The following is a 21624-nucleotide window of genomic DNA, read 5'->3' as shown; positions in this document are numbered from 1 at the left end:
TGAAGAAGTATTTTTTAGGTTATGTTGATTAAAGGTGAAGAAAAAATTTTAAAAAATATGTGTAACAACGATATGTGGAACAGGATGAAAGGAAGTCATTATGGAAAAATCAAAAGGATCTATTGAAGCGGAAATAAGTAAAGCCTTAACTCACTGGGAGAAAAATTATCTTGGACGCGGCTCTGTATCTGTTAAATCAGATATTTTACGCGATATGGTAATTGTAGTCCTAAAAGGAATATTAACTCCTGCAGAGTATTCTGTGTGCCAAGATAAAGAAGGATTGTTATCAGTAAAAATAAATCGAAACAATTTAGTGGAATCAGGTGTAGACGAACTAAAAGAAATACTATTAGAGATAACAGGTGAAGAAGTAGTTAGCTTTTATACCGATTTAAGCACGAAAACTGGAGAACGAATTATGGTCTTTAAACTTTCGGATGATTTACAAAGCAAGTTATGACTATTGTATTTAATTTATTTAATAAATGGTCAGTTAAAGTTTAATAATTAAGTAGAATTCAATCATTGTATGGAGTGAATTTGATGAATAAAGCTGAAAATATAAAAGCATTATATATAACTTGTGCTGATATAGAAATAGACAATTTAATAAAACAAAAGGAAAATAGTATTGTTTTACAATACGATAGTCCTGTTATGTCACCTTTTGATGATATAATGAGGGATATCATTATTGCTCTTTATCAGCACAATATTCAAGAGATAGTTGTAATAACTCCTAAAGAAGATCAACAAAAGAGTTCACTAACTACACTAAGTAAAGTTATTCAAGAAAAGGAATCATTAGAGAAGATTCAAATTCTAAATTATCTTTTTGAAAATTGCAAGCCTGAATTTTCTGGAAATAATTTAAGTGAATGGTTAGATGGGAATGTGCTATCAGTTGGATCGCAAAATACTGTCAGCGTCATTCGTCAACATCCTTTAATACCATCAGATGTAAAAATTACTGAATTAATTATTGATAGGGAAAGCGAAACATATTTCTAAATTAACCTATTTTATTTAATGAGGAAATCTTTCTCATTAGATGTTTTACTATAAACTCTATTTGTGAAGCAAAATAAATTTTATTGATGATAGAATAGATTGGAAATAATTCTTAATTTACTTCGAATTAGGAAAAGTCTGCTGTCCTAGAAGTATGTATGACAAACTTCTAGGACAGTTTTCTTTATTTTATATCAAGTTTTTAAACTTGTCGCTTTGCCCTCGTTGTAGAAAAATTGTACCTATCGCTTCGCTTTCGGTACAAATTGAGAAGGACTAATGGTTTGCCTTTCGCTGCAAAAAAGGGGACGTCTCACAGCATTTTGAGACGTCCCTTTTTGTCGGAGACATTTTCTGTGCTTTTACCGAAATAAAAAATGAGGTTGTCACAAAAGTGGCCCTTTGCTTCAACCTCACATAAATTATTCATACTTTAAAGGATCGCCATCAAATGATTCATCTGCAACTTTAATTGAATCAGTAGGGCAGCCTTCAAATGCATCCTGCATATCTTCTAATAGATCCTCTGGAACTTCTGTAGTACCCATGTTATCATCTAAAATAACGAAGGCAATACCTTCATCATCATAATCGTAAATATCTGGGGCTGCAGCACCACAAGCGCCACATGCGATACATGTATCTTTATCTACAATAGTATATTTTGGCATGATTATCTCTCCTTTTTTACGTGCGCTCCATTAAGCTTCTTTTCTATTCTAAATCTGTTTAAATTACTTTTCAACATAAATACTACGAAAACGGAGGATTTGATTTTGATTTTCCAACAGATTCTTATGCAAATTTTCCACAAGTTGAACCAGGAACGTACTATTTCTGCACCATTCCATTTATTGAGGGGGAAACGTTCAGGACAAACAATTCAAGATGTAGGGATATATCAATTGCATCATTTTTTTGGAATCTTGCCAAAACTATCAAGAAAAAAATATGATGAAGAGATTTCTTTATTAATAGAAAAACAGTTTATAAGGACTGATGAAGCAGGTTCTTATGAGCTTATGAATAATCATATTGAGGACATAGGAAATTTACCATTCGATGGATGGCATTATCGAGGAAACGAGCATGTTTTTTTTGCACGACTATCATTAATAATACAAAGTCTTTCACATAAAAAGGCAGGGCAGATGTCGTTTATTCCTATTCAAAAAGATGAGGTGATTCAGCAATGGGTAAAAAATTTCTTGTTAATAAACAATTTTCAAGAAGGAACAATTCATGAACAATTAATGGCTGAGATGATTCATAGTTTAGAAAATACTCATATTGAAGAGAAAGTTAAGAGCATTATTATAAATCGTTTAGCAGGGTATGAGGTTGCCGGGTTTACTTGGCAGCAATTAAGCTTCATTGAAAAGGTATCCGAGATGGATATTCAACTGCTATATATTGCAGGTTTACATAGTTGGCTAAATAGCATTACCTCTCAAGCTGAGCAGTATCCTTTATTAAATAATGTTGCACAAAACGTTCGTATTAACATTCCATTAACCGGCTCAGCATTTCAAAGTACACAGCTTTTTTTACAGGGTTATTCAATAGAACAAATTAGTAAAATACGCGGACTAAAAATTAGTACAATTGAAGATCATATTGTTGAACTCGCAATGAATGAGCCTCATTTCTCTATTGAGCAATTTATAAGCGGACGGGATGTACAGTTAGTTTTAAATGCGATAGAAGACTATAATACGAAAAAACTTAAAGTATTGCATGAAGTATTGCCTCATTTAACTTATTTTCAATTGCGGCTCGTACTAGCAAGGGGGGATTTATAGTGCAGCTAGAAGCATTATTAGAAAAATATTTTGGTTATACTTCCTTTCGACCTGGGCAAAAAGAAGTTATTGAACAAATCCTTATGGGAAATGACGTTTTAGCTTTACTTCCAACTGGTATGGGGAAATCCCTTTGCTATCAGCTTCCCGGTTACATATTTAATAAACCGGTTTTAATCATTTCACCTCTATTGTCACTTATGCAGGATCAAGTCGATCAATTAAAGCAATTTAAAGAAAAGCGAGTTGTTGCACTAAATTCATTTTTAAATGCACATCAAAAAAGAAATGTTGTACAAGCCTTACATCACTATCGCTTTATTTTTATTTCACCAGAAATGCTTATGCAGCAGCAAGTACTTCAAAAATTAAACACTATGGAACTTTCATTAATTGTAGTAGATGAAGCACATTGTATCTCACAATGGGGGTTTGATTTCCGACCAGATTATTTGCGTATTGGAGAAGTAGTAGGAAATGACAATAGACCGCCTATTTTAGCTTTATCTGCAACTGCAACAGATAAGGTAGTTGGTGATATAAAAGACTACCTAAAAATGAAGGAGCCTTTTGAATACATTCATTCAGTTGATCGACCGAACATACATTTGACTAAATTTATGTTTTATGATCGAGAGGATAAAATTGATTGGATTTTAAGACATACAACTGAAACTGAAGGTCCAGGGATTATTTACACACAATCACGTACAAAAACAGAAATGATAAGCGAAAAAATGTTGCAAGCAGGACTCTCTGCAGCAGCCTATCATGGCGGGAAAGATACTTTAGATCGTCAGTTTATACAGCAGCAATTTATTAACGGTTCTCTTGAATGGATTGTTGCAACAAATGCTTTTGGAATGGGTGTTCATAAACAAAATGTACGGCAAGTAATACATGAGTCCATTCCTTCGAATATGGCGAATTATATGCAGGAAATAGGACGAGCTGGCCGCGATGGAAAAGATGCCGTAGCTATTCTTCTTTATGCAGAAGGTGATGAGGACTTTGCAAGGTTTATTGGAATTGATGAGTTGCCTAATGAGGTACATATTGAAATCTATGACAATTACAAAGTAAGGAATGAACCTCCGAGTAATATGATTAATAACGGGGAAATATCTGAAACTGGCTTTCGAGTACTTAATTATTGGATGAATCAACTTTCTACTAATGAAGTGAAAAATGTTCTTCAAAACATGAAAAATGAAAAACTTCAAGAGGTTAATGAGGTGATGCGAATTGTTAAAACGAGTCAATGTATGCGAAAAATGCTTGTTCAATATTTTGGTCAAAATTTAGAAAAAAATCCCGATAATTGTTGTTCAGCTTGCGGAATTTCACTTCAAGAAATTATAAACCCGCGCCAACAAGTAGAACTAGGGCATGATGAAATGTCTTGGCAAAAGCGTATTGAGAAGTTACTTATAGGAAATTTGTAATATTTTGTCGAATTGAGTTAATTTAAGGCAAAAATCTATGGAAATATCTCTTACCATCATTTACTTTTTAGAGAAATTTCGTCATAATTAGTAAAGATAGTGTTGGAGGTGGTACTCATGAGTAATGAAGATTATAGAGAAAAAATTGAAGAACATCGTCAATTAATAGAATTCGAAGAACAACAAAACTCGAGAATGTCACGTTCACGCCGTAGTGTTAAAAAGAAAAAACGAAAAAATCCATTAATGACGATATTATTATTTTTACTACTTGGTATTCCTATTATGATATTAGTTTATGTATCATTCTTCTATAATCCTAATGAACCTGAAGTAGCTGAAAATGAAGAGGATGGAACTGTTGTTGAATTGCAAACAAATAATATTGTGTCGGCTAATAGCAAAGAAAAGGACGAGGCAGTAATTGACTCTGATGTGGAAGCTGAAGATAAAGAAATAACTGAAGAAGAAAAAACAGTTCAAGCTGAAACACAAACTGATGCTAAAGATGCAAATAAAGAACAAGATAATCAACAACAGCAGTCAGAGCAGGAGCAACAGCAAGAGCAGCAAGCAAATGGACAAGTACATACTGTACAACCCAATGAGAATTTATTCCGCATTGCATTGAAGTATTATAATGATGCAAGCGGTGTTGAAAAAATTAAAGCTGCAAATAATTTAAATTCTGATAGCATTTCGGTTGGACAATCACTAATAATACCTAATTAGTGTAATTTGTTTTGTTATTTCATATACTAAATTTATATGTACTCATTTGCATTAATTGCGAATGAAATACTAAAAAGACGACGGTATCTGTTTTTCCGCCTCGTCTTTTTGTTTGTTAAGGAAATAATAAAACTTGCTTTATGGATAAAATGTGGGGCGAAAGCGCAGATACAGGAGTAGGGGCAGGAACTTGCGCTTTTCTTCTTTAGAACGGAGGAACATATGAATGATAGTTTTGCTTTTCGTTCTAGTCATTTGCATTGGCTTAGTCCTATTTATGATTAAGCAAGCTTTTGAAAACAATTTGCTCCATCATAGCATTGAATTAGCTGGTGACAATGAACAAGTGAGGTTTTTTTTCATTTCAGACGTTCATGTACGTAAAATTGACGAGCAAATGATAAAACGAATAGATAGACCAATACATGCAGTGATTATTGGCGGAGACTTTGCTGATAAACGTACACCAATAGAGCGTATTTACCAAAATATAAATTTACTAAAGAAATTGGGTCCTATTTATTTTGTTTGGGGAAACAATGATCGTGAAGTGGGAGAGCAAAGGCTTCGCCGCATTTTTAGTGAACTGGATGTGCACATCATTGAAAATGACGCATTAACATTGCCAAACTCTCATAATAAAATTTGGTTAAGTGCAATCGATGATACTTCTACTAAAAATGCACAATTCGATATGGCATTTGAAAAAACAAATGAAGAGGATTATATCGTATTTATTTCTCATAATCCGCAAGTATTTTACAAGGTGCGGCAACAATATCATGCAGACGTAATGCTAGGAGGACATTTGCATGGAGGTCAAATAAGGCTAGGTAAATTTGGGATACATCCACATGGTTCATTTAAGATGAATGATGGTGTTGCAACTATAATTAGTAATGGTTATGGAACAACATTGCTGCCAATGAGATTAGGCGCAAAACCCCAATGTCACATGATTGACTTGAATTTTACTAAATGAAAAGTTTTTAAAGTGCCCTTCGAGTTGTGGTCTTCAACTAAAAGCAAAGTGCCTTCTTCTCAGTGGGGGTAGGAACTTCTAGAATAAGCAGGATGCCTGCTTTTTTGAGCAGATTAAAACAATTGGCAAATAAGTAGCAGTATAATATTTAGTAGTTAAGGTTTTAAGGAGATGTTTTAGGATGCAAAAAGTAGATGCTGTTATTGTTGGTGGAGGACCTTGTGGTTTATCAGCAGCAATTGAATTGCAAAATATAGGATTAAAGCCGATTGTTATAGAAAAAGGGAATATTGTAAATGCCATTTATAATTATCCTACACATCAAACGTTCTTTAGTACAAGTGAAAAATTGGGCATTGGTGATGTGCCATTTATTACGGAAGAACGAAAACCTCATCGTAATCAGGCGCTTGTTTATTACCGTGAAGTCGTTAAATTGAAAAATGTCCATGTCAATCGTTTTGAAAAAGTAGAGTCTGTAATAAAAGAGCAAAACGGCTTTTTTACAGTTACTACTGATAAAGCAATATATGAAACACCTTATGTTGTCGTTGCTACGGGTTACTATGACCAACCGAACTATATGAACATTCCAGGTGAAAATTTACCGAAAGTGTATCATTATTTTAAAGAAGCACATCCGTTTTTTGATACAGATGTGTTAGTTATTGGCGGAAAAAACTCAGCAGTAGACGCTGCTTTGGAATTAAATAAAGCAGGAGCACGGGTAACTGTTTGCTATCGAGGCAGCGACTATTCTCCTAGCATTAAGCCATGGATTTTGCCGGAATTTGCAGCACTTGTGCGAAATGAAGAAATTACGATGCACTTTAATTCAACAGTGAAAGAAATACACGACAATGATGTTGTATTAAATATAGGAGGCAAGGAAGTCGTAATTAAAAATGATTTTGTTTTTGCCATGACTGGATATCACCCAGATCATACATTTATTCGTGCAATGGGTGTAACTATTGATGAGGATACAGGACGCCCAACTTATGATCCGGAAACAATGGAAACAAACGTAGAAAATTTATATATTGCTGGAGTACTCGCTGCAGGTAATAATGCCAATGAAATTTTTATTGAAAATGGGAAGTTTCATGGAGGTTTCATTGCAAAAAATATAGTTGATAAACAAGGGAAATAAAACATAAGAAGTAGTCTCTTTCATGGAACTACTTCTTTTTTACATTATTGTTTTTTTACTTAAAGATGACTATTATTTTAGAATGATAAGTTTGTGAAATATATACGGTATTCAACATTCTGGGACTGAAATTAACTGGGGAGAAAAGGAACAGAGCCTGGGCAAGGGAAAATAATTTCGCTTCCAAATGCCTATTATTCTGCTCAAAGTGAGGCGTACAAAAGGGGAATCCTTAACAAAATGTTTTGGATAAGATGTATTCTTGTAAAACTACAAAAATTATGTATAATTAAGGTAATAAGAACGTAACTTAAAAAAGGCTACCCGATGCTACAACATCAAGTAGTCAAGCATAATAGTTGGTCCCTAAAGGGGTTGGCTGTTTAATAGGGGTAACCCATCTGAGCCGTTAACTCAAGGATGGGTTATTTTTTATGGTTTTCTGAAAGTATTGATACAATCAATGTTGCGAATGTTATTGCAAACATTAATGCTTCAAATACTGTCACGGGCGTCATCCCCTTTCCCGGGGAGTGAGCCAACCACCCTTGAGTTTCCAAACTATTACACAAATCATAGCACATATGTTCTTGTTTTTGAAGTTTTTATATCTTTTTGCTTATACAACTATAAAAGATAACCATTATATAATTAAAATTGATGAAATTGAATTGGTTACAAGGGTTATTAAATGAAGACCTCGGATTAAATCCTTTAAACTATTCATTTCCATTGTAAAATCACATAATATAAAGAAATAATGTTAAGTGAGCAGGCGACTAAAATTTAGTTGCTTGCTTTTTTATTACGTTTCTTGTTACTAAAATATTATGAAAAATTTATTTGGTATGAAGGTGTGTTGAGAAGAAAAGAGGCTTTGAAATGAAATTATTTAAACAAAACAACACCCATGACAATCAGATGTGGATATTTTATCAATTGAAAAAGTATTATTTGAGAGTATAAAAAACATAAGATTTATATCTTTCTTTGTGTTCTCTATACTCCGCCTTTTCTTAAATATTGCAAAGCTTTTAATGAGACTTTTCTAACGCAAGTTTTATACCAAAACCTATCAATATTGAACCTGTAAGACCTTCGATAATATTTTGTGATTTAGGTTTCTTCATAAAAGCACTAATCTGAGTAATTAAATAGACATACAGTAAAAACCAAATGACAGTTAGTATAGTATAAGTGATTCCCATTATAAGAAATGGGATAAATGTATCGTTTCCTTGGTCTACAAACTGAGGTAAAAAGGTTAAGAAAAATACAGCAACTTTAGGATTTAGGATATTTGTAAGAAACCCTTGTTTAAAACAAGATTTATTATCAAGCTGATTTAGTCCATTGTCATCATCGGTTGTTGCCTCTTTTTGTGTTCTCAATGACCATAATGTTTTAACTCCTAGATAAATTAAATAAACAGCACCAACGTATTTAAAGAAAGAAAATAATAAAGCGGATTTCACAATGATGGCAGACAGTCCTAATACTGCAGCAGAGGTATGGATAATAAGCCCACAACAACTGCCTAAAGCTGTTTTAAGACCGCCAAGTCTTCCAACAGTAAGAGTATTTTTTGTAACAATGGCAGTATCGGGTCCTGGTAATATAATTAGTAAAATACACATTAGAACAAATAGATAAAAGTTTTCCATTTTTGTTTTCACCTTTCTCATAATGATACAATCTTCTGGAATGTATTTAAATTATATAGAAAATGTGGAGTTAATTGAATATGAATTTTATTTGCTCTCAATTAAATCATTCATTATTCAACAAGGGATTTTTGAGCCGTTTGTTGAAGAGATAAAACAACCGAAGAAAGAAAAGTTTTATCTGCTGTTTACACTCAAACTTTTAAAAAGAGAGGTATTAATTCAATATGGATATTAAAATTGATGATTTGACTGGTCCCGAAATAACTGAATTAATAAAGGAACATCTTTTAGGAATGGCATTAAATTCTCCGCCTGAAAGTATACATGCACTTAATCTTGAGCAATTAAAAGGACCAGAGATTACCTTATGGAGTGCATGGGAGGGGAGTGAATTACTTGGTTGTGGAGCACTTAAAGAACTTGATCGTCAACACGGGGAAATTAAATCAATGCGAACAGCAACCTCTCATTTAAGAAAAGGTGTTGCAAAAAGAATGCTTGAACACATAATTGAGGAAGCTAAGAGACGTGGTTATACTAGATTAAGTTTAGAAACAGGCTCAATGAATGCATTTGAACCTGCTAGAAGGCTCTACGAAAGCTTTGGGTTTGAATATTGTAATCCATTTTCAGATTACAAAGAGGATCCCAATAGTGTTTTTATGACGAAGGTATTATCATCTTAAAAAGCTATTTGCAAATCGTAATCTTGTAATTTAGTTGGTAAATTTTCGAAATTATTGACAGTTTGTTAAAATTGGTTTAAATTAATCGGTAATGATAATCATTATCGATTGTTTTTTGTTTGCAATCGAATGAGTTATGTCAAAAACTTTAGATAGGTAGGGTACATATGCAAAATAAAAAATCATTTTTACTAATGTTGACGCTAACGATAATTACCATTTTTGCTTTAGTAGGCTGCTCTGGTCAGTCTTCAAAAGAAGAGGAAGTAGAAAAAGAGCCAGCAACTTCAACTGAAACTGAAACAGATTCCCAATATCCAATTACAATTAAACATGCTCTAGGGGAGGCTGTTATCGAAGCTAAGCCAGAGCGAGTTGTGACGATACAATGGGGAAATCAAGATGTCGCTTTAGCTCTGGGTGTAGTACCAGTAGGTTTTTCAGCTGCAAACTTTGGTGTTCAGGATGATAGCGGTTTATTACCATGGACAAAAGAAAAGTTAGATGAACTAGGAGCAACTGACCCGAATGTTTTCCAAGATACAGATGGTTTAGATTTTGAAGCGATTTCGGATGCAAATCCGGACGTCATTCTTGCTGCATACTCTGGCATCACAGCAGAAGATTACGAAACATTAACTCAAATTGCTCCAGTTGTAGCTTATCCGACTGCACCATGGGCTACTACATGGCGCGAGCAAGTTGAACTTAATGCGCAAGGTATGGGTATGAAAGAGGAAGGAGAACAATTAATTAAAGATATCGAAAGTTTAATTGATGAAAAATTAAGTGCTTACCCTCAAATCGAAGGGAAAAAGGTAGTGTGGGTTAATTTCTCAGCAGATGATTTATCTCAATTACATATTTATACTCCAATTGATTCTCGAGTATCATTTTTAGAAGAATTAGGGTTGACGTATCCAGAAAGTGTTACTGAACTTATTACAGATCCATCGAGCTATTCATTAAAATTGAGTGCTGAAAATGTTGAAGCTTTATTTGATGCAGATATTATCGTTGGTTATGGTGATGATGCACTTTACGAAACGATTAAAGCGGATCCTTTACTTGGGAAAATTCCAGCAGTTGAAAGAGGTTCAGTTGCGTTTATTACCAGTGATACGCCATTAGTTGCAGCTGGAACTCCAAACCCACTTTCAATCGCTTATACAATTGATGAATATTTAGAATTAATTGGTGGGGCAATTGATAAAATTGAAGAATAGTACCGGCGAATCTAATAAAAAGAAACTAGATTTACATGTACCGAAGCATTTTTCCCTCATTTTAATAGTAGGATTTATCTTATTAATCGTTGCTATCATTGCTTCTCTAGTATTAGGGGCTCGGGTGGTCAGTTTCCAAGAATTAATGGATGGGTTATTTTATCAAAACCAAGACTCTTACGGTGCAAACGTGGTGCAAAAGCGAATTTCACGTACGATTTTTAGTTTGTGCTGTGGTGTAGCGCTAGGAATTGCGGGTGTCCTGATGCAAACTGTGACCCGTAATCCATTAGCTGACCCTAGTATTTTAGGTGTTAATACAGGTGCAGCTTTGTTTGTAGTATGCGGTATTACATTTTTTAATATTACAACTGCAAGCCAGTACATTTGGTTAGCTTTAATCGGAGCTGCTGTTACAGCAGTTTTCGTATTTGGAATAGGCTCTATGGGGCGTGGTGGTGCAACGCCAATTAAATTAGTATTAGCTGGAGCTGCAACTACTGCAGCTCTTTCTTCACTTGTAACAGCCATAATGATTCCAAGCCAATATGCGATGGATCAATTTAGATATTGGCAAGTCGGTAGTGTCGGCTCTGGGTCATGGGATTCCGTCGCCATTTTCATCCCCTTTTTATTAATTGGGGTATTGATTGCCTTTATATCCGCACCAGCATTAAATGCATTAGCACTAGGTGATGATGTTGCAACTGGTCTCGGAGTACGACCGGGTGTACTGCGAGTATTTGCAATTTGCGCAGGCGTTATTTTATGTGGCGTAACAACTGCTTTAGCCGGTCCAATAGGCTTTATCGGCCTCTTGGCCACCCATGCGATGCGTTTAGTGATTGGACCGGATTTGCGTTTTTTAGTTCCGATGTCAGCTTTAGCTGGGGCTATTATTCTAACTATTTCTGATGTATTTGGTAGATTGCTTGGAAGTCCTGGAGAACTAGAAGTCGGTATTGTAACAGCTTTTATTGGTGCACCAATCCTCATCTTACTAGCTAAGAAATCGAAGGTGAGGTCATTATGAGAAATCAATTGGACGATGCGAATTTTATCGTAAAAGGAATGCGGCAAAGAAGAAGACGCTGGATATTTATTACTACTATATTAAGTATTATAGCAATCATTCTTTGTTGTGCGATGCTTTTATTAGGGAATACGATTTATCCAGTGAATGTAGTTGTTCGTACATTAATGGGTGAAGATATTGCAGGAGCTAATTTTGCTATCAATACAATACGGCTTCCCCGAATGATTACAGGCTTATTTGCAGGATTTGCCTTCGGAGTGTCTGGTTATATTTTCCAAACAATGTTACGCAACCCTTTGGCCAATCCTAATATTTTAGGTATTACATCCGGTTCGAGTGTGGCCGCTGTATTTTGTATTATTGTATTGCATTCAAGTAATACAGTTGTATCGATAGCAGCAGTCGGTGGGGGATTAATTACTGTCATCGTCATGTACGTATTATCCCGGGGGCGATCTTTTTCAATTGGTCGCCTAATCATTATCGGAATTGGAATGCAGGCGATGTTAGATGCAGTTATTTCGTACTTGATTCTTAAAAGTTCCCAACAAGATATTGCTGTAGCACTAAGATGGTTAAGCGGTAGTTTAAATGGCTCAAAAATGAGTGAAGCACTTCCCTTAATATTAATTGTTGTTGTATTCACACCTATACTGCTAACCCTTGGTAAACAATTAAGCATGTTGGAATTGGGAGATCAGATGGCAACGTCCCTTGGTGTAGCTACTGATAAATTGAGAATTACTTTAATCGTAAGTTCCGTAATTATCATTGCTATTGCTACATCAACAACCGGACCAATTGCCTTTGTATCCTTTTTAGCAGGACCGATTGCCAATCGATTAGTAGGTGCTAGCGCGTCAAATATTCTCCCGGCAGGTCTAGTTGGTGCTAACCTTGTATTATTTGCAGATTTAATAGGACAGTTTGCATTTGGATATCGATTCCCGGTAGGGGTGATTACGGGGCTGCTCGGAGCACCATATTTAATTTATCTGCTGATTCGAATGAACCGAAAAGGAGAATTATAATGAGCAACACACATGTTTTTCGAGCTGACCGTCTTGTATCTGGCTATGATGATAAAACAATTATACATGGAATTGATATTGAGATTCCAAAAAATAAAATTAGCGTCATTATAGGGTCAAATGGTTGTGGAAAGTCGACTCTTTTAAAAACGATGGCTAAACTGATCAAGCCAACTGAAGGTGATGTGACACTTGATGGGAAAGCGATTAACAAATACCCACCAAAGCAATTGGCACGTATGTTAGGACTTCTTCCGCAGTCTCCTATCGTTCCGGATGGGATTACAGTCACAGATTTAGTCGGGCGAGGAAGATTTCCACATCAATCTTTGTTTAGTGGATGGTCGAAAAAAGATTATGAAGCTGTCGAAGAAGCGATGGAATTTATGAATATTACAGAATTTGCGAATCATGATATTGATGAGCTTTCAGGTGGTCAAAGGCAGCGAGTTTGGATTGCTATGGCACTAGCACAGCAAACAGATATTTTACTTCTTGATGAACCTACGACCTTTTTAGATATAACGTATCAGGTAGAAATATTGGACTTGCTAACAAATTTAAATCATAAGTATGGTACAACAATTGTGATGGTATTACACGATATAAATTTATCAGCGCGATATGCGGACTATATTTTTGCTGTGAAAAACGGAAAGCTTGTAGCAGAAGGAAAACCAACAGAAGTTCTAACAAGCGAATTGGTAAAATCAGTTTTCGATTTAAATTGTGTTGTTATTCCTGATCCAGTGTCAGATACACCATTAGTAATTCCAAAAGGACGTTATCATGTAAAAGATTGATATATTCATAAATTAACAAAGCATTTTCAAAAAAGAAAGCTGTCCCTGAAGTTTGTTATACATACTTCGAGGACAGCTCCTTTGTTTTTTGTTTTAGCTTCGTTTAAGTCTAAGTAAGGTGAAAAAATTCAGATAATAGTACAATTATTTTAAAAAGCCGAATCCTGAAGTTTTCCTAATGTCTAAAGGAAGTAGATATAACAATAGGATACAACTTACTTCAGGAAAAACTTTTTTACTGTTGTTAAATTAATAACTAATCGATTCGTTTTTCACTCATAAGTTCGCTGACAGTCCCTAATTGATATCCCTTTTCTTTAATACCTGTTATCATGGCTTCCATTCCTTCAGCGGTTGGCTTTGTCGGATGCATCAAGACCATTGATCCATTCTCTACTTTTGATACGATTCGGCTAACCATTTCCGAAGTTGAAGGCTTTCTCCAATCTACTGTATCGACTGTCCAAAGAATTGTTTTCATATTAAGCTGCTCAGCAACCTGAATCGTTGTCTTATTAAAACTTCCACTTGGGGGAGCAAACCACTTCGGTTTTATACCTAAAATTTCTTCAATAACATCATTTGTTTTTTTCAATTCCTCAGTTGTCTCTGCCATAGACCGTTGCTGGAGATCCGGATGGCTATATGCATGGTTTCCAATTTCATGGCCTGCTTCCTTAATCATCTTAGCTAAATCAGGGTTCTTTTTCGTCCAGCTACCGTCTAAGAAAAATGTTGCCTTAATTTTATGTTCCTTTAAAACTTTGAGGATTCCTGGAATATATTCGTTCCCCCAAGCCACATTAATTAAGAATGCGACCATTGGCTTTTGAGGATTGCCTCTATAAATTGGTTCGGAATTTAAATCTTCTAAATGGATATTTGGTGGAATTTCTTTATAAACAATTTTGTTTTTGTTAAATTTTCCATCCTTCTTCATTTTTTTATAACTGGCTTCAATATTTACTTCTAGCCCATTGTATCCTGGAATTGCTTTCCACACTCTATCAATTTTTGCATCAATCGGTTTAATTTTATGCTGTTCATTAAACATTTGAATTTTTTTATAAAGGTCATCCTTCTTCATTTGTGAAGTAGTAGTGATATTAGCAAAATTATTAGTATCTTCTGCTATTGCTTTATATGGTCCAAATGTCAGCACTAGAATCAATATAGGATAACAAAGATATTTTCGCATTATTTTTTCTCCTTCTAAATTCCGTAGCTCTTTAAATCTTAATTTTCCCCACTTATTTAGGAATTATGTTTCAATAATGTAGAGAATAATTTATAAGATTTATTCCCATCAATTAAATTAATTATCGAATTCCTCTCCAACGATATAGTTGTGGGCTAAGAAGGAACAGTGTAAAGAAAACCACAGGCGTAACCAATTATTATTGCATTTTAATCATCATACTCATTACGTTTTATATAAGATCAATGAGTAAATAGACAAAAACAATAAAAAACTAGCTACCAAAGCGTTGACTTTAGGTAACTAGTTTTTTTGTTTATAAAATGGTGGTTTAATAAACATTAAATTGATTTAACAACAAGTTTTATTCTTTTATATTACTCAGCTTCATTAGTTTTTTACCGACGTTGTTGAGATTTGTATACGTATAGCTCATATGTTGCATGTTAGCAGTAAATTCCTGCGTGAATGAAGAAATTTGTGATGTCGAGTTATTAATATATTCAATTGATTGTTTAATATTATTTAGTTCTTTAGTAATTGTGTCGGCGCTTTCGGTACTACCTTGAGCCATTTTTTGAATTTCATTGGCTACGATAGCAAAACCTCTTCCATGTACACCAGAGCGTGCTGCTTCGATTGAGGCATTAAGCCCTAAAATTTTTGATTTTTGTGCAATATCTTTTACGGTTGTGACAATGGAGTTAATTTGTTGAATGTCATGTGTTGCAGTTTCTGCCAACTGAGAAAGTTCCTCTAGTTGTTTTGAAACGTTTGCACTTGCAATGGTTAACTCTTCTGTTGTCCCGGACATATCAGCAACAGAGGCAGATAACTCGTTTGATACGAGGCGTAATTCATTTATGCTATCATTAGAAATAACGCCCGTGCACACACCAATCACTTGTCCTCTATCGAAAATAGGAACAGCTGATGCGATATAAGAAAAACCAAATAGTTCAGGTCCACGTTCCTCGCGAAGAGGTTTTCCGCTTCTTAATGCACGTATACTCGTTGTATTTTTATGTTGTTCCACTGTTTCGCCAATAATAATTTTTAAATCAACTTTTTTCCCTGCTTTATAACCAACGACTTTCTCGGTATCAAAAATAAGTATACAGGCATCTTCCGGATAGGTTAGTTGGTATATATCTATTGCGTCAACAACTGCTTTTAGTTTTGGATTCATTAGAACCACATCCCTTTGTTTCTTTTAGAATATTATATTATACTTCTATCAAAAATTGTAAACTTTCCCGGTCAATAGACACCTGAGCAAAAAAATGAATATTTTTAGAGTTTTCTAATCTCTTTATTTACCTTTGACATGCTTAATCAATTTAAAAGTTAAGCATCCAATTGGAGGATTTTTATATCCAAAGATATTTCTAAATAGGCTGATGTCTTCTAATCTGAATATTAAGGAAGGCCGTTGTACAAGGGGATTAGCAATTCCAAAAAGCAACTGGGCAAATAAAATTGATATGCATCATTTAAAGGATTCATTGTTACTTGCGGCATTACATTCACATAAGGTGGTTTTAAGTACAAATCATTTTGTATGAAAAAATAATTGCTTGTAGGCAACTATAGAGGCTGTCTAAAAAAAGAAATCTGCTCATTTTTAAAAAGTGAGCAGATTTTTTGTTTGATTATAGTGTATATAGTGGGTAAGAACCGGTTTTATGTGCGGTTTTCTACACTTTATGAGCGCTTTTCCGAAGTTTATGAGCGGTTTCCTAATCTTTATGTGCGATTTTCAAGAATTTATGAGCGCTTTTCCCAAAAACATGCCCATTTAATTAAAAAATTCCTTTAGATCAATTGGGTTATTTTGTTGGTTTAAACCAATAAGCAGCTTTAAACGCGCTTTTTGTCCGCTTATACCTGTGGCAAAAATAACACCAAGCTCTTCTAAGCTTTTGCCACCGCCTTCATAGCCATAAATGCCTTCTGCAATGCCATTAAAACAACGAGATACTAGAATAATTGGAATATTAGCTTCAAGCATTTTTTTGATTCCTGAAACAACTGCCGGTGGAACATTTCCTTGGCCTAAGCCTTCTAATACAACACCATCATAATGCAAATTGTAAATAGCCTCTAAAATATCCCCTTCCATACCTGCATAAACTTTTAACAATGCAACACGTTTTTCAATCGATTGCACTTCAACATACCTTCTTCTTACAGGGGACTGGTGAATATGTACCATTTTTTTAGTTATTAAACCAATTGGACCGTATTGAGGACTTTGGAAAGTATTAACACTTGAAGTAGAGGTCTTCGTAATATTAAATGCTTGATGAATTTCATCATTCATGACAACCAAGACGCCTTTATTTCTTGCTTCTGGACTACATGCCACTCGAACCGCCTCAACTAAATTATAAACACCATCCGCGCCTAATTCATTAGAAGAGCGCATTGCTCCAGTCAATACGATTGGAAAATCATTTTGAGTTGTTAAATCTAAAAAGTATGCTGTTTCTTCTAAAGTATCTGTTCCGTGTGTAATCACAATTCCATCGACTGTATTTTCATTTGTATAATTTACAATAATGTTTCGTAATTCAAGCATTTCTTTCGGTGTAATATGAGGCGATGGTAAATTGAACGCTTCAATTTCTTTTATATTTGCGAATTGTGAAAGTTGTTCGCTTATACCAAGAATCGCATTTTTTTCATTCGGAATGACTGCACCAGCGTCGTCGTTCATTTTCATTGAAATCGTTCCGCCAGTATGAATTAATAAAATACTTTTTTTCATTATAAAATCTCCTTTAAACAATCTTCTCTTACCTATATTAATGTTATAATAACATTAATTCTGTTACGAAAGGATCGTAACCAATGTTTATTTTATTATCTGCAGCGGTTGCCCCAGGCTTAGCGCTTTTAAGTTATTTTTATTTGCGCAATCAAATGTCAACTGAACCAAGAAAAACTTTATTTCAATCATTTATATATGGTGCTCTAATCACTTTCCCGATTATGTTTATTCAACATGTACTACAAGCTGAAGGTACATTTTCAAATTCTTTTATAAGAGATGTCCTATTTTCAAGTGGACTCGAGGAATTTTTTAAATGGCTAGTCATATTTGTAGTGATCTTTAAGCATATTGAATTCGATGATCCATATGATGGAATACTCTATGGTGCAAGTGTTTCATTAGGATTTGCAACAGTTGAGAATGTCTTGTATTTATTATCTTTCGGCATTAATACGGCATTTATAAGGGCTGTTTTGCCAGTCTCAAGTCATGCCTTATTCGGTGTTGTAATGGGCTATTATTATGGGAAAAGTAAATTTGCAAAGAATGATAAAGAAATAGAATATTTACTATTATCATTGTTTGCTCCAATCTTGCTCCATCTTATTTACAACTCTATTTTAACTTTTAAAGGATATTGGGTATACTTAATTGCTCCATTTATGCTTTTTTTATGGTGGTTTGCATTGCGAAAAGTAAAATTAGCCCATCAACATTTAGTTCAGCATTTGTTTGAGCAAAATAAAATTTAAAAAGCTTTTATTTTCATCTTTTGTGAAAATAAAAGCTTTTTTATTTTACAAGGTAATCCTCATAACAAAAGGCATGAACTTGCACTATTTTGTACAAGTTATGTTTTTCTAAATGACTAACGTATAAAAGTTTTTGTTTTTTACATGCTATGAGAAAGGAGTGAAATAAATGGTAAGAAGTATCTTTATGTCAATCATTTTATTGTTTGGAACTTTTGCTGTAGTAAAACAAAATGAAACTTTAGCATTTTCAAGTCAAGTGATTGAAAGAGGTGCATTTGGAGATGATGTCATCGAATTGCAGGCAAGGTTGCAGTGGATTGGCTTCTATAAAGGTAAAATTGACGGTATTTTTGGTTATGGAACTTATTGGGCAGTAAGAAATTTCCAAGAAAAATATGGTCTTGATGTTGATGGAGTTGTTGGAACAGGCACAAAAGAAAAATTAGTAAATGCAAGTCAATATCATAGAGATTGGGTTATGCAACAAATTTCACAAGGCAACCGATTTACTCATTATGGTGGAACACCTCTCGCTAATCAAACAAAAGCCGGCGGAGGAGGTGGTGGAGGTGGCGGTGGTCAAGGTACTAATAATAATTCTACCGTTCAATTGCCTCCAAAATATACGGAACGTGATTTGCAATTAATGGCAAATGCAGTTTACGGCGAAGCACGTGGTGAACCTTATGAAGGACAAGTCGCAGTTGCTGCTGTTATATTGAATCGTCTTGAGTCACCAGATTTTCCAAACACTATTTCTGAAATTATTTTCCAACCAAGAGCTTTTACAGCGGTTGCAGATGGGCAAATTTGGTTAACACCAAACGAAAGAGCAAAACAAGCAGTACTGGATGCTATGAATGGTTGGGATCCATCTGAAAATGCATTGTACTACTTTAACCCAGATACTGCGACGAGTGCATGGATTTGGTCGAGACCACAAATTAAACAAATCGGTGAACATATTTTCTGCTATTAAAGGAGGGACAACATGAAAAGTGCTATCTATTTACTTTCAATTGCAGTATTAGCTCTTGGATTATATGCATACGATTCAAAACAAAGAAATGATCAGCTTGAACAGGCAATTTATGGGCAATATACAAATTCTTTAACAAATGCATCAGAAAAATTATCGACACTTCAACAGTCTGTTTCTCAATCGTTATTGTTTCAGGATCAACAAGCCCTTGAGAAAGAACTTGATAACATTTGGCGAACAAGTAATGAGTTCCGCTCTTCCATTAGCAGTTTGCCGTTAAACAACGAAATAACAAATGAATGGCTGCGATATGTCGGCAAAATAGGTCAAGAAGCAAAAGCTACTGCCGATAGTGGGAATTATGAGACGTGGCATAAAAAAATGGAAGGTGTCCATAAAAATTTAGAGACACTATCTGATGAATGGACTGTGGCGACATCAAACTTCTATCAAAATGATGGGGATTTTTCAAAATGGTCTCAGGTTGCCACTAAAGAAACTAAGGATTCTCCATTTAAAAATGTTGCCTCAAACCTAAAATCTTACTCTGAAACGGATTTTCCTTTAACTGCAAGTGAATCGGATTGGCAAAAGAAAAGGGATTTAAAAAATCTAAATGATAAAGAAATTACAAAGGATGAAGCAATTGAAAAATTAGAGTTGATTGTACCTGGAGTAAAAGACGCAACCTATACTGTATCGACAAGTAAAGATGATGCACCTTATCCTTTCTATCATATCCAATTTGTCAAAGGAAGCCGCATTGGGTATGCAGATATTACAGTAAAGGGCGGCCACATATTATCATTTTTATCTGAACGACCTATTTCAGAAGAAAGAAATGTTAATCAGCAGCAAATAAAAGATATTTCAAATAAACTTTTAAAACGAGCTGGTTATAATGATTTGCAAATTGTTGAAATGCGTGAAAATCATGAAGCTTGGCATATCGCATTAGCGAGAGTTGCCGGAGAGGATAAAGCACTTGTGTATCCAGATGGCGTTCAATTAAAACTATCTAAAGATAGTGGGGAGCTACTTGGGCTAAATGCAATGGAATACGTTCAAAAAGAAAACATAGATGAAAACCAAAAAGTAATTCCAATTGATTGGGAAACATTCTTCCGACCAGGAACTTTAGTAGAAGATGAAAAATTAATTTACACAGAAAATGAGGCATTACAATTAAGAAAATGCTATCAAGTAATCGCACATTTTGACAATGGTATAGATGATACATTTAGAATCGTAGTAGATGCTGAAACTCATGACGTTGTAAAAGTAGAATATATGGCTTAATTTCAAAAAAATGTTATACGTATAGAAAAAACAAACGTTTCGTGCAATAATAAATGTATCATTATTGTGCGAGGCGAGACTTATGGAACTAAAAATCGGGACTCCATTAACTTTAGAACCAACTTATACAGACCGTGTAGAATTTTTTCATTGTAAAGTTGTCGAGCAGGATGGCAATATTCTATTTATTGATTATCCAATAAATACAGTTACAAAAAAGACCGCTTTTTTAGTGGATGGTGCTCAATTCCGTGCTACATTTATTACGGGTGATAAGATAACATATGCGTTTAATACTGAAGTATTAGGACGTAAAATGGGAAACATTCCAACGATTATGCTATCATGTCCGCCTGAAGAAGAATTCGTAAAAATTCAAAGACGTGAATTTGTGCGAGTTAGCACTCCAGTAGATGTATCAGTTGAATTCAAAAATAATTATTATCAATTTATCACTGAAGATATAAGCGCTGGTGGTATTGCGCTTATTTTAAAATCTGATCCCCCGTTTAAAGATGGGGATCAAATACTCTTAACAATTGTATTGCCATTTTCAAATGGTGATATCCAATATGTAAAGACGGAAGCGACCGTTATTCGAATTTTTGAAAAGGACAACCGTAAATTTGCTTCAATTCAATTTGTAGATACGGATGATATTGATAAGCAATATATTGTACGCTTTTGCTTTGAACGCCAGCTAATGATACGACGAAAAATTGATGCAATAAGATGAATAAGGGATGTTTAGTAGGTAAATTTTTCTGGATTTCCCCCTTATTGCAGTAAATAAGTGTATGCTTAAAGTTCTACGATATTCTTAACCTGTATTGTCGTCATAGAAGGAATAGGTTTACTATTGTTGCGTTGAGCAAGGAGTCGTCCAAAAAATTACTTTCGGACGGCTCCTTTTTTATTGTATAAATGAAAACCCCCTGCTATGCAGGGGGTTCCGGAAAGCTTATAGCTATGGACATAAAAAAAACTCCAGTCGTACAATAAAGTCAGGTCTGGTCAACCGACTTCGTACGAAAGGA

General features: G+C 34.5%; 23 protein-coding genes. 18 read left to right on the top strand and 5 right to left on the bottom strand.

Annotated elements, in window-relative coordinates:
- The first annotated feature begins 100 nt into the window (after positions 1–100).
- Positions 101–463 carry a Na-translocating system protein MpsC family protein gene (locus EKG35_RS14055; protein WP_126295185.1) on the top strand — a complete coding sequence of 121 codons (363 nt, stop codon included), beginning with the start codon at positions 101–103 and terminating at the stop codon, positions 461–463.
- An 83-nt stretch (positions 464–546) separates the two neighbouring features.
- The gene (locus EKG35_RS14050; RefSeq protein WP_126295184.1) at positions 547–1014 is read left to right on the top strand and encodes a carbonic anhydrase; all 468 of its coding nucleotides are present in this window, start codon (positions 547–549) and stop codon (positions 1012–1014) included.
- Positions 1015–1436: 422 nt separating this feature from the next.
- Here EKG35_RS14050 and EKG35_RS14045 read toward each other — a convergent pair whose 3' ends face one another.
- Positions 1437–1685, bottom strand: a complete 249-nt coding sequence (locus EKG35_RS14045; protein ID WP_126295183.1) for a ferredoxin — start codon at positions 1683–1685, stop codon at positions 1437–1439.
- 126 nt (positions 1686–1811) lie between these two features.
- Here EKG35_RS14045 and EKG35_RS14040 point away from each other — a divergent pair, with 126 nt between their 5' ends.
- The 5 genes from EKG35_RS14040 to EKG35_RS14020 all read left to right on the top strand — a co-directional run bounded on the left by EKG35_RS14040 (position 1812) and on the right by EKG35_RS14020 (position 7128).
- On the top strand, positions 1812–2816 hold the full coding sequence (locus EKG35_RS14040; protein ID WP_246020391.1) for a YpbB family protein: 1005 nt from the start codon (positions 1812–1814) through the stop codon (positions 2814–2816).
- A complete protein-coding gene (locus tag EKG35_RS14035; protein ID WP_126295181.1) occupies positions 2816–4261 on the top strand; it encodes a RecQ family ATP-dependent DNA helicase in 1446 nt (481 codons plus the stop codon). The genes EKG35_RS14040 and EKG35_RS14035 overlap by 1 nt, the downstream gene beginning before the upstream one ends.
- A 117-nt stretch (positions 4262–4378) precedes the next feature.
- Positions 4379–4993 (top strand): LysM peptidoglycan-binding domain-containing protein, encoded by a 615-nt coding sequence (locus tag EKG35_RS14030; protein ID WP_126295180.1) that lies wholly within the window; start codon positions 4379–4381, stop codon positions 4991–4993.
- A 226-nt stretch (positions 4994–5219) separates the two neighbouring features.
- Positions 5220–5975: a metallophosphoesterase gene (locus EKG35_RS14025; protein WP_126295179.1), complete on the top strand. Its 756-nt coding sequence runs from the start codon at positions 5220–5222 to the stop codon at positions 5973–5975.
- Positions 5976–6156: 181 nt separating this feature from the next.
- Complete coding sequence (locus tag EKG35_RS14020; protein WP_126295178.1) at positions 6157–7128, top strand: YpdA family putative bacillithiol disulfide reductase; 972 nt, start codon at positions 6157–6159, stop codon at positions 7126–7128.
- 1034 nt (positions 7129–8162) lie between these two features.
- Here the strand turns inward: EKG35_RS14020 and EKG35_RS14015 are convergent.
- Positions 8163–8792: a LysE family translocator gene (locus EKG35_RS14015; protein WP_126295177.1), complete on the bottom strand. Its 630-nt coding sequence runs from the start codon at positions 8790–8792 to the stop codon at positions 8163–8165.
- A 22-nt stretch (positions 8793–8814) separates the two neighbouring features.
- Between EKG35_RS14015 and EKG35_RS21005 the strand changes: the two genes are divergently transcribed.
- The 6 genes from EKG35_RS21005 to EKG35_RS13985 all read left to right on the top strand — a co-directional run bounded on the left by EKG35_RS21005 (position 8815) and on the right by EKG35_RS13985 (position 13577).
- The gene (locus tag EKG35_RS21005) at positions 8815–9030 is read left to right on the top strand and encodes a hypothetical protein (protein WP_126295176.1); all 216 of its coding nucleotides are present in this window, start codon (positions 8815–8817) and stop codon (positions 9028–9030) included.
- On the top strand, positions 9020–9481 hold the full coding sequence (locus EKG35_RS14005) for a GNAT family N-acetyltransferase (protein ID WP_126295175.1): 462 nt from the start codon (positions 9020–9022) through the stop codon (positions 9479–9481). The genes EKG35_RS21005 and EKG35_RS14005 overlap by 11 nt, the downstream gene beginning before the upstream one ends.
- A 167-nt stretch (positions 9482–9648) precedes the next feature.
- Entirely contained in the window at positions 9649–10707 is a 1059-nt protein-coding gene (locus tag EKG35_RS14000) for an iron-siderophore ABC transporter substrate-binding protein (protein WP_126295174.1), read from the top strand.
- Complete coding sequence (locus EKG35_RS13995; protein ID WP_126295195.1) at positions 10697–11740, top strand: FecCD family ABC transporter permease; 1044 nt, start codon at positions 10697–10699, stop codon at positions 11738–11740. Before EKG35_RS14000 ends, EKG35_RS13995 begins: the two co-directional genes overlap by 11 nt.
- A complete protein-coding gene (locus EKG35_RS13990) occupies positions 11737–12774 on the top strand; it encodes a FecCD family ABC transporter permease (protein ID WP_126295173.1) in 1038 nt (345 codons plus the stop codon). Before EKG35_RS13995 ends, EKG35_RS13990 begins: the two co-directional genes overlap by 4 nt.
- Positions 12774–13577, top strand: coding sequence for an ABC transporter ATP-binding protein (locus tag EKG35_RS13985; protein ID WP_126295172.1), 804 nt, complete (start codon positions 12774–12776; stop codon positions 13575–13577). The genes EKG35_RS13990 and EKG35_RS13985 overlap by 1 nt, the downstream gene beginning before the upstream one ends.
- 256 nt (positions 13578–13833) lie before the next feature.
- Here the strand turns inward: EKG35_RS13985 and EKG35_RS13980 are convergent, their stop codons facing one another.
- The gene (locus EKG35_RS13980; protein ID WP_400194534.1) at positions 13834–14778 is read right to left on the bottom strand and encodes a polysaccharide deacetylase family protein; all 945 of its coding nucleotides are present in this window, start codon (positions 14776–14778) and stop codon (positions 13834–13836) included.
- Between the two features lie 361 nt (positions 14779–15139).
- Positions 15140–15964, bottom strand: a complete 825-nt coding sequence (locus EKG35_RS13975) for a methyl-accepting chemotaxis protein (protein ID WP_126295170.1) — start codon at positions 15962–15964, stop codon at positions 15140–15142.
- A gap of 211 nt (positions 15965–16175) precedes the next feature.
- Between EKG35_RS13975 and EKG35_RS21000 the strand changes: the two genes are divergently transcribed.
- On the top strand, positions 16176–16340 hold the full coding sequence (locus tag EKG35_RS21000; protein WP_185807764.1) for a hypothetical protein: 165 nt from the start codon (positions 16176–16178) through the stop codon (positions 16338–16340).
- Positions 16341–16573: 233 nt separating this feature from the next.
- Here the strand turns inward: EKG35_RS21000 and EKG35_RS13970 are convergent, their stop codons facing one another.
- Entirely contained in the window at positions 16574–17545 is a 972-nt protein-coding gene (locus EKG35_RS13970) for an asparaginase (RefSeq protein WP_126295169.1), read from the bottom strand.
- An 83-nt stretch (positions 17546–17628) separates the two neighbouring features.
- On the opposite strand from EKG35_RS13970, the gene prsW reads away from it, so the two are divergent.
- The 4 genes from prsW to EKG35_RS13950 all read left to right on the top strand — a co-directional run bounded on the left by prsW (position 17629) and on the right by EKG35_RS13950 (position 21323).
- The gene (gene prsW / locus EKG35_RS13965) at positions 17629–18303 is read left to right on the top strand and encodes a glutamic-type intramembrane protease PrsW (RefSeq protein WP_126295168.1); all 675 of its coding nucleotides are present in this window, start codon (positions 17629–17631) and stop codon (positions 18301–18303) included.
- Positions 18304–18472: 169 nt separating this feature from the next.
- Positions 18473–19285 carry a spore cortex-lytic enzyme gene (gene sleB / locus EKG35_RS13960; protein WP_126295167.1) on the top strand — a complete coding sequence of 271 codons (813 nt, stop codon included), beginning with the start codon at positions 18473–18475 and terminating at the stop codon, positions 19283–19285.
- 12 nt (positions 19286–19297) lie between these two features.
- Positions 19298–20587, top strand: a complete 1290-nt coding sequence (locus EKG35_RS13955; protein WP_126295166.1) for a PepSY1/2 domain-containing protein — start codon at positions 19298–19300, stop codon at positions 20585–20587.
- An 82-nt stretch (positions 20588–20669) separates the two neighbouring features.
- Positions 20670–21323, top strand: coding sequence for a flagellar brake protein (locus EKG35_RS13950; RefSeq protein ID WP_126295165.1), 654 nt, complete (start codon positions 20670–20672; stop codon positions 21321–21323).
- The last annotated feature ends 301 nt before the right edge of the window (positions 21324–21624 follow it).

Origin of the sequence: Lysinibacillus telephonicus (genome assembly GCF_003966145.1) — a bacterium.
Lineage (GTDB): Bacteria > Bacillota > Bacilli > Bacillales_A > Planococcaceae > Ureibacillus > Ureibacillus telephonicus.
Note: the sequence above shows the minus strand (reverse complement) of the source record. Positions and strands in the feature narration are given on the sequence as shown.